14 protein-coding genes are annotated in these 17,770 nt (G+C 65.2%); 9 read left to right on the top strand and 5 right to left on the bottom strand.

What is annotated here, in order from left to right:
* Together KBY67_RS05875 and KBY67_RS05870 are read left to right on the top strand one after the other, a co-directional pair.
* Positions 1–411 carry a nucleotidyltransferase domain-containing protein gene (locus tag KBY67_RS05875; RefSeq protein WP_255109734.1) on the top strand — a complete coding sequence of 137 codons (411 nt, stop codon included), beginning with the start codon at positions 1–3 and terminating at the stop codon, positions 409–411.
* Positions 377–889, top strand: coding sequence for a hypothetical protein (locus KBY67_RS05870; protein ID WP_255109732.1), 513 nt, complete (start codon positions 377–379; stop codon positions 887–889). The genes KBY67_RS05875 and KBY67_RS05870 overlap by 35 nt, the downstream gene beginning before the upstream one ends.
* Here KBY67_RS05870 and coaE read toward each other — a convergent pair.
* Positions 878–2,344 carry a dephospho-CoA kinase gene (coaE, locus tag KBY67_RS14755; protein ID WP_315855555.1) on the bottom strand — a complete coding sequence of 489 codons (1,467 nt, stop codon included), beginning with the start codon at positions 2,342–2,344 and terminating at the stop codon, positions 878–880. The two genes, KBY67_RS05870 and coaE, sit on opposite strands and share 12 nt — an antisense overlap.
* 37 nt (positions 2,345–2,381) lie before the next feature.
* Here coaE and argJ point away from each other — a divergent pair, with 37 nt between their 5' ends.
* Genes argJ through KBY67_RS05840 form a run of 4 tightly spaced genes read left to right on the top strand, consistent with a single transcriptional unit; the run spans position 2,382 to position 6,242 of the window.
* On the top strand, positions 2,382–3,626 hold the full coding sequence (argJ, locus tag KBY67_RS05855) for a bifunctional glutamate N-acetyltransferase/amino-acid acetyltransferase ArgJ (protein ID WP_255109730.1): 1,245 nt from the start codon (positions 2,382–2,384) through the stop codon (positions 3,624–3,626).
* Positions 3,627–3,675: 49 nt separating this feature from the next.
* On the top strand, positions 3,676–4,203 hold the full coding sequence (locus tag KBY67_RS05850) for a hypothetical protein (protein WP_255109727.1): 528 nt from the start codon (positions 3,676–3,678) through the stop codon (positions 4,201–4,203).
* Between the two features lie 36 nt (positions 4,204–4,239).
* On the top strand, positions 4,240–4,569 hold the full coding sequence (locus KBY67_RS05845) for a hypothetical protein (protein ID WP_255109724.1): 330 nt from the start codon (positions 4,240–4,242) through the stop codon (positions 4,567–4,569).
* Complete coding sequence (locus KBY67_RS05840) at positions 4,569–6,242, top strand: AarF/ABC1/UbiB kinase family protein (protein ID WP_255109722.1); 1,674 nt, start codon at positions 4,569–4,571, stop codon at positions 6,240–6,242. The genes KBY67_RS05845 and KBY67_RS05840 overlap by 1 nt, the downstream gene beginning before the upstream one ends.
* A gap of 806 nt (positions 6,243–7,048) precedes the next feature.
* On the opposite strand, the gene glsA is transcribed toward KBY67_RS05840, so the two are convergent.
* On the bottom strand, positions 7,049–8,782 hold the full coding sequence (gene glsA / locus KBY67_RS05835; protein ID WP_255109719.1) for a glutaminase A: 1,734 nt from the start codon (positions 8,780–8,782) through the stop codon (positions 7,049–7,051).
* Between the two features lie 427 nt (positions 8,783–9,209).
* A complete protein-coding gene (locus KBY67_RS05830; protein ID WP_255109716.1) occupies positions 9,210–10,181 on the bottom strand; it encodes an autotransporter outer membrane beta-barrel domain-containing protein in 972 nt (323 codons plus the stop codon).
* 270 nt (positions 10,182–10,451) lie between these two features.
* On the opposite strand from KBY67_RS05830, the gene KBY67_RS05825 reads away from it, so the two are divergent.
* The 3 genes from KBY67_RS05825 (at position 10,452) to KBY67_RS05815 (ending at position 14,689) form a co-directional block, all read left to right on the top strand.
* A complete protein-coding gene (locus KBY67_RS05825) occupies positions 10,452–11,435 on the top strand; it encodes a formylglycine-generating enzyme family protein (RefSeq protein WP_255109714.1) in 984 nt (327 codons plus the stop codon).
* A 166-nt stretch (positions 11,436–11,601) separates the two neighbouring features.
* Positions 11,602–11,961 (top strand): hypothetical protein, encoded by a 360-nt coding sequence (locus KBY67_RS05820; RefSeq protein WP_255109712.1) that lies wholly within the window; start codon positions 11,602–11,604, stop codon positions 11,959–11,961.
* A 163-nt stretch (positions 11,962–12,124) separates the two neighbouring features.
* On the top strand, positions 12,125–14,689 hold the full coding sequence (locus KBY67_RS05815; RefSeq protein ID WP_255109709.1) for an arylsulfatase: 2,565 nt from the start codon (positions 12,125–12,127) through the stop codon (positions 14,687–14,689).
* Between the two features lie 21 nt (positions 14,690–14,710).
* On the opposite strand, the gene KBY67_RS05810 is transcribed toward KBY67_RS05815, so the two are convergent.
* On the bottom strand, positions 14,711–15,931 hold the full coding sequence (locus KBY67_RS05810) for a mechanosensitive ion channel family protein (protein ID WP_255109706.1): 1,221 nt from the start codon (positions 15,929–15,931) through the stop codon (positions 14,711–14,713).
* Positions 15,928–17,190: an extracellular solute-binding protein gene (locus KBY67_RS05805; RefSeq protein ID WP_255109704.1), complete on the bottom strand. Its 1,263-nt coding sequence runs from the start codon at positions 17,188–17,190 to the stop codon at positions 15,928–15,930. Before KBY67_RS05805 ends, KBY67_RS05810 begins: the two co-directional genes overlap by 4 nt.
* Between the last annotated feature and the right edge of the window lie 580 nt (positions 17,191–17,770).

Here is a 17,770-nt window from a genome sequence, read left to right as displayed (position 1 = left end):
ATGACGCTCCATGCCGAGACCTACTGGCTGCAGCGCTTCGCGGCCGATCAGCAGGCGCTGGAGCAGCTGCGCCAGGCAGGCCTCAGCCAGGCTGAGTGCTCCGCGCAGGCGTTGTATGAGCATTGGCCCCAGCTCAGCCGGCTCTGGGTGCATGGGTCCTTGCTGGGCTCTGGGTTCAAGGAGCATTCCGATCTCGATCTGCTCGTGCAGGGTCTGCCCGCTGATCAGTTGCTGAAGGCCCTCGCTCTGGCCGAGGCGGCTGGTCCGCTGCCGGTCGATCTCAAGCGGCTGGAAGACCTTTCTCCTGAGCTCGCCCAGCGGCTGCTGCGCCACGGCAGGGCCCTGACGGCAGGCGATCGGAGCGTCCACGGTCCCCTTGAATCGGGTTGCAACGGCGGCGATGCAGCCTGAAGATCTGCGCGAGCTCCGCGACGACCTGCGCCGCGAGCGTCAGCGGATGGAAAACCTGGTAGCGACTCTGGTTCGCAGCCTGTCTCGACTTGGGGAAGGCCCTGACCCCGTGGAGGCGGCAGCGTTGCGGCTGCACAGCTTCTACACCGGCATCGAGCGGGCGTTGCTGCTGGTGAGCCGGACACTCAATGGCGGCACGCCACGCCAGGGGGACAGCTGGCATCGTCGGCTGCTGGAGCGGATGGCGATGGCCACCGATCACCGTCCGGCGGTGCTTCGCGAAAGCACCCAAATGTCGCTGCAGGAGTATCTGCGTTTCCGGCATCTGGTGCGCAACCTCTACGCCGATGAGCTGAGCCCTGAACCCATCACCGCCTTGATCAAGGCGCTTCCTGAGGTCTGGAGCAGGCTGGAGGCCGACCTGAGGGCTTTCGAAGACTGGGCCTCGGCGTTGGCGGAGCGGGCCTCAGCCGGCTGAAGGAGCAGAGCGCAGAGCCTGCTCCACCTGATCGGCCAGTGCCTCCTCGCTTCCCCGGTTGTCGATCAGAACATCGGAGCGGGCGCGCTTCTCGGCCATGGGCCACTGGGCCGCAAGGCGGGCCTCGGCTTCGGCGGCTTCGAAGCCGTCGCGGCGGCGCAGCCGCTCCCGTTGCTGCTGGGCGTCGCAGTCCACCAGCCAGACCTCGCTGCAGAGTCCCTCCAGCCCCGCCTCGAACAGCAGGGGGATCATCAGCACCACCACCGGTGCGGCCGCCAACCGCTTCAACCCCACTTCGAAGCGCTCCCGCACCAGCGGATGCACCAGCTGCTCCAGCCAGGCCCGCTCGGCTGGATCACTGAACACGATCCGCCCGAGGGCGGCGCGATCGATGCTTCCCGCAGGCGCTCGCACCCGCGCGCCGAAGTGCTCCAGCACGGCTTGCTCCCCATGGCTGCCGCAGGCCAGGGCCTCGCGGGCGTAGGTGTCCGCGTCCAGCACCGGGAACCCATGCCGTTCGGCGAGCCAGCGGCCCACGCTGCTCTTGCCGCTGGCGATGCCGCCGGTGAGGCCGATCCGCCGCTGGCCCCCCTGCCAGCGGGGCCGATTCAGCCGCTCCAACATGGCTGGTGGCCCCAGTTGCTCCAGGTGGAAGCGGGCGCCATAGCTGGGGGTTGGGCGTTCGGAGTAAAAGCGGGTATCGCCCTGCCCCTGCGGCCAACGGCGGGCCAGGCGGCTGCGTAGGCGCAAGCCGCCCAGCACCAGGTGCTGCAGCCAGTCGGGGCTGCTGGTCCACCCCAGGCTGCCGCACACGTCGCGGCTCACCAGCGCCAGCAGAACCCCGCGTAGTGCCGGACGCAGGGGAGCGGGCCAGTCGTCCAGAAGCATCGCCAGGGTGGACTCGGCGATCCGCCGGTTGCTGGGGGCGCTCCGGAACGCCTCAAGCTCGAAGCTGTGGTTGAACGCCATCAACGCTGCCAGGCTGTCAGGGATGGCCTGAATTCCCATCGCCTCGCCCACCTGGCGCCAGAAGAAGTAGAGGCACGTCTGCTCCCGAGTGCTCAGGGCCCTCCAGCCGTAGCGGGCCAACCAGCGGATCGGTTCGGCCACGAAGGTGGAGAGCACGTAGAGGAAATCGCGGTTGCTGATCGCATAAGCGCCATGGATCCGGTTCATCCGGGTGATCACCGCCTGACCCTCCGGGCTGCGGGGCCCCCAGCGCAACAGCTCCGCCACCATCAGGCCGGTGTCGTCGTAGCGCTTGCGCGGTCTGTGCGTGAATTCACCTGTGCGCTCCAGCAGGGCGGAGATCGAGGGGACGCAGAAGGTCTTGAGCAGGGCCAGCTCAAGTGAGCGGGTGGTGTCCCAGGGGAAGTGCACCCCGGCCAGCTCGCCGCAGAGGGCCTCCACCTCCCTCGGAGACGGCGTTTCGGGCGTGGTTGGCTCCTCCACCACGACGGCTCGGCAGGATGGTGTGAGTCATCCTGCCGCTGTGTCCCTTCCCTGGCACCCGATCCCCGGCGGCCTCACCGCTCCCGCTGGTTTCCTGGCCGCCGGGATCACCGCCGGCCTCAAGGCCTCCGGCAACCCTGATCTCTCGCTGCTGCTGGCGCCGGCAGGCGCGGTCTGCGCGGGCAGCTTCACCACCAACCGCGTACGGGCCGCCTGCGTGGATCTCTGCGCCGAGCGCCTCGCGGCCAGCGGCGGCCGGGCCCGGGCGGTGCTCACCAACTCCGGTCAGGCCAATGCCTGCACCGGTGACCGGGGCCTGATCGACAGCCTGCGCGCCACCCAGTCCACCGCCGACCTCCTCGGCCTAGCGCCCGAGGAGGTGCTGATCTGCTCCACCGGAGTGATCGGCGTACCGATCCCGATGGACATCCTGCTGGCGGGCCTTGATCCCCTGGTGGCGGCCCTCAGCCCCGAGGGGGGTGCCGATGCCGCCACCGCCATCCTCACCACCGATCTGATCGACAAGCAGATCGGTCTTGAGGCTGACCTGGGTGGCCGCCGCGTGCGCCTCGGCGGCATGGCCAAGGGCTCCGGGATGATTCACCCGAACATGGCCACGATGCTGGGCTATCTCAGCTGCGATGCCGGTGTGCCGGCCGAGCTCTGGCAGGCGATGGTGCAGCGGGCGGTGGATCGCTCCTTCAATGCGATCACGGTGGACGGCGACACCAGCACCAACGACACGTACCTGGCCTTTACAGCCGGGGAACCCCTGAACCTCGAGCACTTCGAGGAGCTGGAGGCCGGCCTTACGGCGGTGTCGCAGCACCTGGCCAGGGCGATCGCCCGCGATGGCGAGGGGGCCACCTGCCTGATCGAGGTGCAGGTGGAGGGCGCCCCGGATGACGCCGGCGCTCGGGCGATGGCCCGTACCATCTGCGGCTCCTCGCTGGTGAAGTGCGCCATCCACGGTCGCGACCCCAACTGGGGCCGGATCGTGGCCGCAGCGGGCCGCGCCGGTGTGCCCTTTGACCCCGAAGCGGTGGCCCTCTGGCTGGGGGAGCACCAGCTGATGGCGGCGGGCCAGCCCCTGGTCTTCGATCGCCCGGCCGCCTCGCGCTACATGGCCGAGCGGGCCGCCGGTGCCTATCTCAACCCAGATCCACTCCTGGGCGACACCGTGGCCATCCGCCTGGTGGTGGGCGACGGCCCTGGTGAGGGCCTGGCCTGGGGCTGCGATCTCTCGGATCAATACGTGCGCATCAACGCTGACTACACCACCTGAACGCTTGCGGCTGCGGGCAGGATGGGATCTCTTCCACCACCAGCCCCCCATGTCCGAGGCCGGAGCCCGGCGTCGATCCCGCCGATCCAGCCCTCAGGCGGCGGCGGCTCCCCAACCCCCAAAGCGCTGGCCCCGCTGGCTGCTGCCCCTGGTGGCGGGCCTGGCCTTCGGCTCGGGCTACGCCCTCACCGATCGCCTGCTGGCGTTGCAGGCCGGCGGGCCGGTCAAGCTGGATCAGACGTTTGATGTCAAACCGTTTCCCGGCACTTCGCTGGAGAGCCTGCGCCTGCGCTACGGCGCCGACCGCCAGGAGCTGCGCGCTGATCTGGAGCTGATCGAGGCGGAACGCCAGCAGAACGAGACAGCGGCGAAGGCCAAGCGCGAGGCGGCCGAAAGGACCAGGCAACAGCAGGAGACCAGCGGCAGCCAGGCTGGAGACTCCACCAGCGGCTCTTCAGCGGAGTCCGGCGGTGCGTCCGGCGCTGCAGAGGAAGCTCCGCGCTCCGAACCCATCCCTGAACCTGAGCCGCCCACACTCGAAGCGCCACCGCCGCCGGCTCCCGAGCGCCAGCCCTGATCTGCCACAGTTTGGCCAGAGCGGATGGTCCTTTCGATGCACGCCCCCCAATCCCTGCTGCAGGCTGCGTTGAATCGGCTGGGGGCCCGCCTCGGCAGCGGCTTCGCTGATTCGGCGGCCAGCCTGGCCGTGCTGGCCCAGGAGGCGCCCGAGCGGCTCAGGCGCGAGTTGGAGCTGTTCTGGAGTGAAGTGGAGCAGGAGGCCCAGCGGCTCGAAACCGAGGTCACGGCAGGCGGCCCGGCCGCCAGCAGAGGCACTGCTGCGGCCAGTGCCACGGCCTGGGCCGCAGCCGCTCCCCAGGATCAGATCGATGATCTGCGCGCCCGGGTGGCGTCGATCTCCCGCCAACTTGAGGACCAGGCCTGATGGGCGCCTGGCGCCAACGCTGGCGGGGCTTCGCCCGCTCCCTGCGCATCTGGTGGACCGTGCTACGCCTGCTGGGCGGTCTCTGGTGGGATGGCAAGAACTGGACCTATCCCGGCGGCCCCACCCAGGAGCGGCGGGAGGCCCGGCAGCAGCGGCGGGCCCATTGGCTCACCCAGGAGCTGCTGGGCCTGGGCTCGGCCTTCATCAAGCTGGGCCAATTACTCTCCGCCCGCCCCGACGTGCTGCCGGCCGGCTATGTCGAGGAGCTCTCCCGCCTGCAGGATCAGGTGCCCTCCTTCCCCTTCGCGGTGGTGCAGGCGCTGCTCGAGGAGGAACTGGGTGGGCGCTGCGCTGAGATCGTCGATCTCGAGGAGCGGCCCCTGGGCTCCGCCAGCCTCGCCCAGGTGCACCGGGCCAGCCTGCGCAGTGGCCGTCAGGTGGTCTTCAAGATCCAGCGGCCCGGGCTGGAGCGGTTGTTCCGCCTCGATCTGGAGGTGATGCAGCAGGTGGCGGCGGTGATGCAGCGCCATCCGCGCTGGGGAGAAGGCCGCGACTGGGTGTCGATCGCCCAGGAATGCCGCCGGGTGCTGCTGCGGGAACTGGATTTTCGTCTGGAGGCCGAACATGCGGCCCGCTTCCGTCAGCAGTTTCTCGACGATGCCGGCATCCGCATCCCGTCGGTGATCTGGGAACTCAGCACCCGCCGTGTGCTCTGCCTTGATTTTTTGCCCGGCATCAAGATCACCGATCGCGACGCCCTGGTGGCGGCGGGCATCGACCCGGCGGCGGTGGCGGAGAAGGGGGCTGCCAGTTATCTGCAGCAGCTGGTGCGCTTCGGCTTCTTCCACGCCGACCCCCACCCCGGCAACCTGGCGGTGGCCGCCGATGGCGCTCTCATCTACTACGACTTCGGGATGATGGGCCAGCTCTCACCGCGGCTGCGTAGCCGGCTGGGGCGGATGGTGCGGGCCGCGGCGGCCCGTGATGCCGCCGGATTGGTGGACGAGCTGCAGGGAGCCGGGGTGATCGCCAAGGACGTGGATCCCGGCCCAGTGCGACGCCTGGTGCGGGTGATGCTCACCGAGGCGCTCACCCCCCCCTTCTCCACCAACGTGATCGAGAAGCTCTCCGGCGACCTCTACGACCTGGTCTATGGCCAGCCGTTTCGCCTGCCGGCCGAGCTGATCTTCGTGATGCGGGCCCTCTCCACTTTCGAGGGGGTGGGCCGCAGCCTCGACCCCGGCTTTAGCCTGATGGCGATTGCCCGTCCCTACCTCCTCCCCCTGATGACCGCGAGCGGGAACGGCCCCAACGATTTCCTCGGTGAACTGAGCCGCCAGGCCGCTGAAGTGGGCAGCCGCGCCCTAGGGCTGCCGCGCCGGCTGGAGGACAGCCTGGTGCGCATCGAGCAGGGCGACCTGCAGGTGCAAATCCGGGCGGGGGAAACCGACCGACTGTTGCGGCGTCTGGCCCTGGCGCAACAGACCACCAGTCAGACGATCATGCTCGGCGCCCTGGCCCTGGCTGCTGCGGTGTTGGCGGCGAGCAGCCGTCCAGCCCTGGTGGCGATCCCCCTGGTGCTGGCTGCTCCGGTGTCGCTGAGCTGGCTCAAGCTGCAGGGACGGCTGCACCGCGATGCACGCCTGGAGAAGTTGCCGGGAACGGGTGGCTGAGCGCCGGCCGTTCCCGTTTGCCAACCCATCTGGTCTGGATGCTGGATCAGTGGGTGTCAGTGGGTGGCGACGATCCTCCTGGCTGAAATCCTGAGACGAGGTGAAATCCCCTCTGCCCTGGGGCTCTGGAGCTCTGGGGCTCAAATGTAGACATCAACCCTATCGTCTGCCTCCATCCGAGAGCCAAGGGTTGCTCCTGGATGGTTCAGAAACTGCGTCGATACCTTGACGTCACCGATCAGGTTTACCCCTTCGACGAGGTCGTGAAATCGTCTCGTTGAAGTGAGGGTGTCAAGGCTGATTGGGAAGAAAGGGGGTGATCTCTGCTGCGTCAGAGCTTCCTGCATGGAGAGCGCCCCAGGCCTGGGTCCATACACGTCCCACTCACCGTTTGATGCCTACAGAGGAGCGAAGAACAGCATTCCCTGAATAGGATCTCAGTGCCGGTGGCTGATCAGGATGTGGCCACGTGGGGCGGTGGATTTCGCTTCCATCAGTGTGTTACCGAGCTCCCTCGCTCCGCTCCCATAGTCGAGAATCAGGAGGGCACCAGCAGCCGTAGGTACCTCCACGCAGGTGGTGTTTCCTCCTTGAACTGTCTCGACACACGTTCGTGCAGGGGCCGTTACACAGGGATTGGCAGAGAGCCGTAGGCCTTGGGCATCAGAGACTCAGTGACTTGTCGCGTCGGTGAGGGACCAAAGACCCTGCTGTCGGTTAGGCCCTGTTCCAGCGCCTTCTCAATTTGCTGTACGAGGTGACTGAGTTGCGGTCATTGGGAGAACACGAAACTGGAATCGTTGCTTTCAGGAGCCCGCCATCCGGCTGCTGGCAACCTGGCGCTGAAACCTGCCGATTTCCAGCTCCAGCACCCCGGTGCTGATTCCAAGCGCCTCGGCGAGCGCGCGCAATTTGAGGTCTTCCTCAGCTTCGATCATGCCATCGGCACAGGCCACGCGGAAGGCAGCTTCGAGAATGATCTCGCGGCCGTTGTCATCCAGCTGGGAGCGTTCTTCGCCCAGTTGGGCGACCAGTTCTTCAAAAGGAGTCTTGCCCTGCGTGCCGAGGGCCTCGCTTCTGTGCTGGCGCGCCGCGGCGGTGGCCCGCAGATCTTCTGGGTCAGGACGCTCGCCCATGATCTCGGCACAGGTGTCGGCCATAGTCGCCAGTTCGGATGCTTCGATGTCCCCATCCGCCAGGGTGATGTCGATCATGCAGGCCAGCATGAGATCGCGCACTTTGGTCGCATAGCGATCACCGTGGGAGACCGCCCAGCTCAGATCGGAGAGGTCGCGTTGCTTGCGCTGGTGCTGGGAGGCTCTGGGGTCGCGTTTGCACCCAGTGTGTCCTCCTGAGAGATTATCGTAGACATGAAAGGTGAAGCGATCAACGAGCTGACGGCAGAACGCGACGCCGCGCACCGAATTGCCATAGGGGTCAAGTCGAGGTGAAAATGTCGCGAAGCCCATGAGGTTGGGAACCACCACCATCACCGCGCCGGCAACACCGGATTTGGCAGGCAGGCCAACCTCCAGGGTGAACACACCGGCGTTGTCGTACATCCCGGCCGCCTGCATCACCGATAGGGTTTTCTTGACGACATCGGTGGAAAGGACCTCTTTCCCTGTAATGGGGCACACTCCACCATTGGCCAGAGTCGCGGCAGCCACTGACAGCATCTTGGCTGTCATCTCGATGCTGCAACAGGAGAGATAGAGGTCAAGCATCTTGTGGAGGTCGACATCCCGCGGCAAGCCCTTCCGCCCCTGCAGCAGATAGGCGATCGCAAAGTTGTTGTGTGCTGTTTCCCGCTCGGATAGCATCGTCTCCTCACTGAAGTGGACCGAGCCCAGCCCTCCGCAGAGATCTGACCACAGGTTCATGATCTCCTGGGTGATGTCCCGGGCACTCTTGTCTGGCCACCCGGACGCGACGATCCCCGCGGTCATGATTGCACCGGCGTTCACACAGGGATTGAAGGGGCGCATGTCTGGCATCAGATCAAGTGCATTGAACGGCCGCCCCGAGGGCTCGGCCCCAACGAACTGATGGGTGTACTCCGCTCCTTCACGGGCGAGCGCATAGGCATAGGTGAGAGGTTTGGAGACGGACTGTATCGAGTGGTAAATCTCGACATCGCCGATCGCCATGCGCTGGCCATCTACCGTGCAGATCGCCACGCCCCATTTCTCGGGATCCGCATCCCGCAAAATCGGGATGTAATCGGCATTCGCGCCACTGTGGTCACCAGCGATATTGTTATAGATCGTCTGAATATCACAGCAGAAATCAACCCAGTCTGGGATGATGAGCTGGCGCATCAGGGCCCGTTTGACCATCATCAGCTCGGGTCCCACCAGGGCGCCAAAGGTTTCCAGATCAATGGAACGATCACCCAGCTCTGCCAGCCGGTTGATCGTGGTTTGTAGACGGAAATCGTCGGAAGAGATGCCGCTTTCGCTCAAGCGGGCATGAACCCTTGCAGCGTCGGTGGTGCCGTCGTTCGACACGCTGGCGAAGAGGGCCTGCATCTGATCCATGGTCGAGTCTTGATGCCAGTCAGGAGGTTATCTCTTCTCGGCATCCTCAGGTGACATCCACTTGTCGTCAATGCTGAGCTCGGCAGTTTTGACCCGTAGGCGCAGGAGCTTCGGCCACGTCTCCAGCAGGCCCTGCTGCTTGGCCATCAACGGTTTGGCACCAGCTGAATCTGGCTCTGGGCCCCAGGGCGGCTAGATCGCTGTAGCAGGATCTACGGATGGAGGACTTGGTTCTGCCGGACGCTGTCGGGGATGGACGTATCTGCCCGAGCCGCGGGCTCAACACAATCCTTCGTGAGCCTGTGCTGAGCGACTCAAGACAAGACCCGAGCCACTTGAGAGGAGAGCCCCCTCTCCACGGTCACCAACTGGCCGCCTCCTGATTCCGGCTGAGGCCAAGCCTGGGGCCTGGCGGACCCCCTGGCGCTCAGAAGAAGAACTTCACCCCCACTTCAACCCCATTCTGATTGATGTTGTAGGCGTTTTCGGGGGTCTGACCATTGCTTGCTTCCAGGTGCAAATAGCGCCAGGAGAGGTTGAGCTGGGTGGAGTTACCGATCGCATAGCCCAGGCCCACCTGGGTGTTCCAGGAGTAGTCATCGGCATTGCTCACGCCGAAGCCCACGTCGGCGCGGGCGAAGAGCCTCATGCGGGGGGAGAGAAACACCATCGCCTGGGTTCCCAGCAGGGGCTGGGTCACGGTGCCGCCGAAGGATTGTTGCCTTTGGAGATTCAATCCCTGCAGTGTCCGCGACTTCTCCAAGCGCGGCCCTTTGAAGGTCAAGGTCCGCTCGGATCCCTGGACATCCACCCCCAGGTCGTACTGCATGTTGACGAACCGCACCCCGGCATAGGGAATGACGGTGAAACTACCGGCGCGGGCCACGGCCGATTCGCGGTCGCCGAAGCGATAACGCAGGGCCAGGTCGTAGATGCCCTGAATGTTCCCAATATTGGCGTCGACGTTGCGCTGGCCGTCGGGAGTGAGGGTGAGGCTGCGCTTGCCCCGAGGGCCTTCGATGGAACGGGTCTTGATGTCCTGGAGCTTTCCCTCTTCCCCTTTGGTGGAGATGTAGCTGATGTCGGTGAGGAGACCGAGACGGCCGTACTCGACGCTGCCCCGGATGTAGCCCGCTCCCGTCAGGGGTCTGAGCACCTGGACAAGGTCCAGATCCAGGTCGGCGGTGAAGCCTTTGACGGTGGTGCTCCCGGTGGTGCGCAGCGGCAAGAAGCCGTAGAGCTCCACGGTGGCGGCCCAGGGGGACGGCTCGGGCTGGGGCCCTGGGGCGCTGCCGGGCTCAACCGCTTCGGCCTGGGCCGTCTCCGTCAGGATCGGCCCCAAGGGGGTTGACGCCTCCAGGGCTGGTTCGGCCGCCCGCACGGCGGGAGCCGTCAGCACCCAGCCGGTGGCGCCAAGCAGGAGACCCGCTCCAGCCGCCTTGAATTGATGCTTAGGGCGGCGCGAGAACAAGGGGGGCACCGAACAGCTCCGTCAACGTATGAGGATCGACCGTACCAATTTTTCCCCTTGGGAAGGCCCTGGTCATGGGGACCAAGACAATGAGTGGCTGTAGCTCCATGTTGCTGTTCTGCGGATAGTGCCTTTCTCGAAGGCACATCAACGGGATTCGCCACTAACTTCAACTCCTCCTGCTGCAATCCCAGCGCGATGCCTCGACCAGCTCCGATCTGGCTGGCTCTGCTGGTGCTCCTCCTGCTGTGGGTTCAGCCGGGCCCAGCCCTTGCTGCGCCCCAGGCGTGTCCGGTAGACATGGTGGCGATCCCCGCGGGCCGCTTCCGCATCGGCGCCGCCGGCCAGCTGGACGAGGAACGCGCCACAGGTGGCATTCGCCTCTCCCCCTTCTGCCTCGCCGCCCATGAGGTGACGAACCGGCAGTTCGCCACCTTTGTGGCCGCCACGGGCTATCGCACGGTGGCGGAGCGCCCCCTGTCGGTTGAGCAGTTCCCGCAGCTGAAAGCCAGTGAGCGCGCGCCCGGTTCGCTGGTGTTCAGGCCCGTGGCCGGGGATGGCCCGATCGAGGAACTCAGCTGGTGGAACTGGGTTCCAGGGGCTGACTGGCGTCATCCGCAGGGACCTGCCAGCTCCATCGCTGGCCTGGAGGAGCATCCCGTGGTGCAGGTGGCGTTCGAGGACGCCGAGGCCTTCGCCGCCTGGGCCGGGGCGGCCCTGCCCAGCGAGGCCCAGTGGGAGTTCGCCGCCCGGGGGGGTCTCAAGGATCAGGTGTTCAGCTGGGGGAACACCTGGAAGCCAGGCCTGGCCAACACCTGGCAGGGGGAGTTCCCCCGCCGCAATGACGGCGAAGACGGCTTTGTCGGCACCGCCCCAGTGGGCTCCTTCCCTCCCAATGGCTACGGACTGCTTGACATGACCGGGAATGTCTGGGAGTGGACGGCGGACTGGTACCTCCCGGGCCACGAGGGGCTGGCCCAACGGTCTGACCCTGCCATCGCCAGTGAAGCCTCCAGCAACGATCCTCGCGATCCTGGTGTGGCCAAGCACGTGATCAAGGGCGGCTCATTCCTGTGCTCCCCCACCTACTGCAGCCGCTACCGACCTGCTGCACGGGAGGCCCAGAGCCCCGACACCGGCACCTCCCACATCGGGTTCCGCCTGGTGGCACCTCTTTCCTAGGGGCTCCTGAACACATCTGGTCATCGCTTGGGGCGCTGGTGACGGAGACCGCGCCCCGGGACGTTCGTACACTCCAATCGGTCAGCGTCCTAGGCGGCACGGCCAATTCAGGCCCTGATTCAGGAGAAATGACATGAACACTCGATGGCTCGCCGTCTGGCCAGCCTTGTTCATCGCTCCTGCTGTCTCCCAGGTCAATTTCTCACTCAATTTCGGCCAGCCCGGCTATTACGGAAGGGTTGAGATGAGCGACTACTACCCACGTCCGGTGGTGTTGTACCAGCAGCCTGTAATCATCGAGCGCTCGCCGGCCTACTCTTATGGCGCTCAACCCGTGTATGTGAATGTGCCGCCTGGGCAGGCCAGAAACTGGTCGCGCCATTGCTCAAGCTACGAATTATGCAACCGGCCTGTCTATTTTGTGGACAACAACTGGTATGAACGCTCCTATGTGCCTGCGTACCGCAAGTACAAGGGAAAGAAGCATTACTACGGCAACAAGCCTTACAAATATCAATACGATTAGGGTTCTATTGGTCGGATCCTGGGCGCGATCCTCCCCATCGCAGCTCGTGACGCATTGTTTCTAGATGGCCGTGCTCGTCAGGCTCTTGACTGACGAGCACTCGTGACTCGTTCACAGTGTTGCTTCACCTGCCCGGGGTCTGAACGAAGCCCCACCTGAGCACATGCTGCCGAGCCTTCGTTCGATTTCGCTGCGGTTCCGCCGCCGCTGGTGGCGGGCTTCAACCGCCGTTCTGATGGCGGTGGCGCTGGTGATCGGCGGCCCGCTGCTCGCGCCCGCCCTGGCCCAGAAGATCAGCGGCACGCTGGGAGCCCCCAACGCCACCACCACGCTCCCCGGCAACCAGCTGCCAGCCCCGGCGCCCCCCTTCGGCGGTGTGATCAAGGACGGGGCCCTGCAGTCGAAGCCCTGGTGGGCGCCGCGGATCGCGCCCCCCCAGAGCGCGCCCAACGTGCTGCTGATCATCACCGACGACGCGGGTTTCGGGGTGCCCAGCACCTTCGGCGGCGTGATCCCCACACCAGCGATGGACCGGGTCGCCAAGGCGGGGCTGCGCTACAACCGCATGTTCTCCACGGCACTGTGCTCCCCCACCCGCGCCGCCCTGATCACCGGCCGCAACCACCACTCCGCCGGCTTCGGGGTGATCTCGGAGCAGTCGACAGGCTTCCCTGGCTACAACAGCATCATCGAGCGCGACAAGGCCACCATCGGCCGCCTGCTCCAGGACAACGGTTATTCCACCGCCTGGTTCGGCAAGGATCACAACGTGCCGGCCTTCCAGGCCAGCCAGAGCGGGCCGTTCGATCAGTGGCCCGTTGGCATGGGCTTCGAGTATTTCTATGGCTTCGTGGGCGGTGATGCCAACCAGTGGCAGCCCAACCTGTTCCGCAACACCACCCAGATCTATCCCTTCGAGGGCAAGGCTCCCGGCAGCTGGAACCTGGTCACCGCCATGGCCGATGACGCCATCGACTACATGACGCGGATGCACCAGACCAATCCAGCCAAGCCGCTGTTCATCAAGTACGCCCCCGGCGCCACCCATGCGCCCCACCATCCCACCAAGGAGTGGGTGGACAAAATTCATGCCATGCATCTGTTTGATGATGGCTACGAGAAACTGAGGGAGCGAATTTTCGCGAATCAGAAGAAACTCGGCGTGATCCCCAAAGACGCCAAGCTCGAACCCTGGCCCGCCGATGTGATCACCCCCTGGGACAAACTTACGCCTGATGCCCAGAAACTGTTCATCCGCCAGGTGGAGGTGTTCGCCGCCTATGCCGCCTACAGCGACTATGAAATCGGCCGGGTGATCCAGCAGTTCGACGATCTCGGCAAGCTCGACAACACGCTGATCGTCTACATCAACGGCGACAACGGCACCAGCGCCGAAGGCGGGCCCATGGGCACCCCCAACGAAGTGGCCTTCTTCAACGGCCTCAACAATCTGCCCGTCGAGGTGCAGCTGAAGTTCTACGACGTCTGGGGCACCGATCGCACCTACAACCACATGTCGGCGGGTTGGAGCTGGGCCTTCGACACCCCGTTCTCCTGGTTCAAGCAGAACGCCTCCAAGCTGGGCGGCGTCAACCAGAACATGGTGGTGTCGTGGCCGGCACGCATCAAGGACAAGGGCGCCCTGCGCGAGCAGTTCGTGCACGTGATCGACGTGGTGCCGACGATCCTCGAGGCGGCCGGTCTGAAGGCGCCCGAGGTGGTGGATGGCATCACCCAGAAACCGATCGAGGGCACCAGCTTTGCTTACACCTTCGACTCGAAGAATGCCAAGGTGCCCTCGCGTCACAAGATCCAGTACTTCGAAATGATGGGCCAGTGGGGGCTCTACAACGAGGGCTGGTTCCTCAGCACCAAGGTGAACCGGGCCCCCTGGGAAGCCTTCGGGCAGGCCAATCCGGATCCGCTCAACAACCAGACCCTGGAGCTCTACAACCTCAACAACGATTTCAGCCAGACCACCGACCTGGCGGCCCAGAACCCCCAGAAGGTGAAAGCGATGAAGGCGGCCTTCATCGCTGAAGCGAAGAAGTATCAGGTGTTCCCCCTCGATGCCTCAGTGGCGGCCAGGATCGTGGCGCCCCGGCCGAACATCGCCGCCGGCCGCAACACGTTCGTGTACACCCGTCCGATGGTGGGGCTGCCCCAGGGCGATTCGCCCCTGCTGCTTAACACCTCCTACACCGTCAGCGCCGACATCGAGGTGCCGTCGGGCGGCGCCGAGGGCATGCTGCTCACCTCGGGCGGCCGCTTCGGCGGCTACGGCTTCTATCTGAAGAACGGCAAGCCGGTGTGGCTCTGGAACATGGTGGACCTGGAGCGCCTCAAGTGGGAGGGAACCGAGCCCCTCTCCCCCGGCAAGCACAAGGTTGAGTTCAATTTCGTCTACGACGGCAAGGGGGCGGGCACCCTGGCCTTCAACAACTTCAGCGGCGTCGGCGGCCCCGGTACCGGCACCCTCAAGGTGGACGGCAAGGTGGTCGCCACCAAGACCATGGCCAAAACCCTGCCGATGATCCTGCAGTGGGACGAGAGCTTCGATATCGGCTCCGACACCCTCACAGGTGTCAACGACGCCGATTACCAGCCGCCGTTCCAGTTCACCGGCACGCTCAACAAGCTCACACTCAAGCTTGATCGGCCCCAGTTGTCCCCGGCGGACATCAAGAGTCTGGAGGCGGCGATGCGTACCAAGGCTGTCAGTGAGTAAGGGTCACCGAGCGGCTCAGCTTCAGATCTGATGCACCACCCGCTGCGGGAAGGGAATCTCGATCCCCTTGGTGGCAAAGGCGTGCCACACCGCCTGACTCACGGCGCTCTGGATGGCGAGGTTGCCGAGCGGGTCGTCAATCCAGTAGCGCAGTGAATAGTTGATCGAGGAATCGCCATACCCCACCAAGAACGCCCGCGGGGCGGGATCGCCCAGCACCCCTTCGGTGGCGCGGGCCACCTCCTCCAGCAGGGCGATCACTTCCGCCGGGTCGTGGCGGTAGGCGGCGCCGATCTGCACCTCGCTGCGGCGCAGCCGGTCGCTGCCGGTGTAGGTGGTGGTGGTGGCCGTGAAGAAGGTCTGGTTGGGAATCACCAGTTCGGCGTTATCGCGGTTGCGCCACAGCACCGCCGCCCGCAGGCCAAGGCTGCGCACCTCGCAGGGATCGCCATCGATGAACAGCACCGATCCCGGCCGCACCGATCCCTCGAACAACAGCCACAGGCCACTGATGAAGTTCGAGAACACTTCCTTGGTGCCGAAGCCGATGCCCACCGACAGCCCACCTGCGATCGCCGCAATGGCGCTGGTGTTCAGGCCCACCCGGTGGAACAGCCAGAGCACCCCGACGGCGACCACCAGATAGCGCAGCACCAGGGTGGCGGCGTCGCGGCTGCCATCGGAGAAGTGAAACATCCGCTGCACCAGATGCCCAAACCACACCAATGGAATGGCTGAGAATGCAATCAGAAAGTAAGGAATGATGAGCAACAGGAACAGGTTGCCGCTGGTGAGCGGGGGACCGAAGAGGGGAAACAGGGGAATCTCGGCCACATCACGCAGGGAGGCCAGCTGGTTGACCAGTGAGCCCGACAGCACCAGCAGGAACAGGGGCTGCACGATCCGGCTGTACAGCCGCTGGATCTCCTTGGCGGGAAAGCGAGTCAGCAGCAACAGCCGAACCACGGTCAGCACCACCCACACCGCCCACGCCTGGGAGAAATAGGTCGCCAGGCCGTTCGGATAGCCCAGCCACTCGATCACGAGCCCATTGAGGCGGAGCAGGAACCAAAGGCCCACAGCCGCGAGCACCGAGTCGCGATACCGTCGGTTCTTGAGCCGGGGCCGCATCCACAGGGCATAGCCCAGGGCAATGGCGGCTGCGCTGAGGCACTGCAGCAGCACCACCGGGCGGGTGAGGAAGCCCAGCCAGCCGACGATCTCGTAGAGAAGTTGATTCATGGGGTTCGGGCCAGCAGCTGGGCGAGTGCCGGGGCTGGCGGCAACTCACCCAGCACCACCTTCTCCAGCACCGATTCGAGCCACCGGCTGCGGGCGATAGCCCCTTCGGGATCGGGGAAATCAAGCAGGCGGGAATGGTCGAGGCTGAAGGCGAGCGACGCCATCAGTGCCGAGCTGCGGGTGGGGATCAGCACATTGGGATTCACCGGCAAGTTGCCTGGCACCGAGTCCATCAGCTGCTTCTGCGTCACCTCGTTGAGCGTGAACGCCACGAACCGCTCGGCCAGAAGCCGTTGCCGTGCACTGGAATGGCGCCCGAAGCTCCAGACCAGCAAACGGCTGATCGGGGTGGTCGGGACATCCGTCCCACCCGGCAACACCGACACCCCCAGGTTGGGGCCCATGCGTTGCCTCAGGCCGTCGATCCAGACGCTGTTGCAGCTGATCCAGTCACGCTGGCCCCGCTGCAGCTGCTGGATCAGATCCAAGGGATCGTCGGAGAAGGACACGTTCTGCTGCAGGCTTGCGTCGTGAAGCCAGCGGATCCAGCGATCGAGCGCCTGGTGATCCGCAGCCGAAAAGGTGGCGGCCTGCCCGTTGGCTGGCCCTTCCAGCAACTGACCAACGACATCGCTGGCCCCCTGGGCCGTGGTGGTCCAGAACAGTTCGCTGATGGTGAGGGGGAGACCCACCCGCAGGCCCTTTGCACTGAGGGCCAGCAGCTCGTCGATGGTGCGGGGCGGTTCCCTGAGGCGGCGGCGGTCGTAACAGGCCACCTGGGGCTGGGCCAGGAACGGCACCGCGAACTCCTTGGAGCCTTCCCGAAAACTCTTGAGGAAGCGTGGATGGAGACGGTCGAGCGTGTCTCGCTTCAGGGTCACGGCGCTGCTCAGCCCCTGCTGATGCAACTGCTGGGCGGTGATCACGCGGCTCACGATCAGATCCGGGCCCAGACCACGGCTGTTGCGGTAACGGGTGGCCGCCACAAGCCCATCGGCGGGGTAGTTGCTGACATGCACATCCACGCCGGGATTCAGGGAGCGGAACTTATCGATCAGACGCTGGCTGACCCTGCGGTGGCCACCCAGTTCAGGGGCGCTGCCGGCGGCGGTGCTGGTTTCGATCGAGATGTACAGCGTGTCGGGAACGAAGCCGATGCCGCCAGCGCAACCACCGCAGGTCAGCAGCAGCGCCAGGGCCGCCAGCAGCCTCAGACCCTTCACTGGTCTCCAGCGGAGCTCAGAACGTTCAGCAGCCATGGACGCTGTCGCTGCAACGGACCTGACAGCCGTGGCGTGACCCGCAACCCACTCCACGGGTTGGGGGCTGGGCCAGCGACCTGTTTCGCAGTGGTAGCCAAGGCGGGTTCCCCTCCTTGGGGCCATCGGCCAAGGCTTGAGCCGCCACCGTGAAAGGAGACAGGAGCCCAGGGGGGGCGAGGACAAGGCCAAAGCGCATGAATCTGAATGGCGTCGGCTTGCCTTCGATCAAGGCTCGCACGCTTGGCAGCAAGGTGAAGGCCTCCCACCGGGTGTTCTTTTCGTCTATTCAACAACCAACTTGACGACCCAGCTCGCTCCGCGCAGCCGGGTCAGGCCGCCTGGTTAGGTACAGAACGACCAGTTGGTGCGTGACGCGCAATGGCATCCAGTTCCAGAAAGGCCTTTCCCTGCCCGGCTCAAGCGGCTGTCTGAGACCGAGGAGCCATGTGAGGGGACTCTTGAGTAGGGCGCGCTCCTGGCAAGCACAGGCCTGAATTCGATTTCGTCTACGACGGCAAGGCGGCGAGTGAGTAAGGGGGAGGCTCATCGCCCGCCCATCTGCATTCCCAAACTTTGC

Origin of the sequence: Synechococcus sp. RedBA-s (assembly GCF_024345495.1) — a bacterium.
Lineage (GTDB): Bacteria > Cyanobacteriota > Cyanobacteriia > PCC-6307 > Cyanobiaceae > Regnicoccus_A.
The sequence above is the reverse complement of the archived record's forward strand: the minus strand, read 5'-3'. Positions and strand labels throughout refer to the sequence as shown.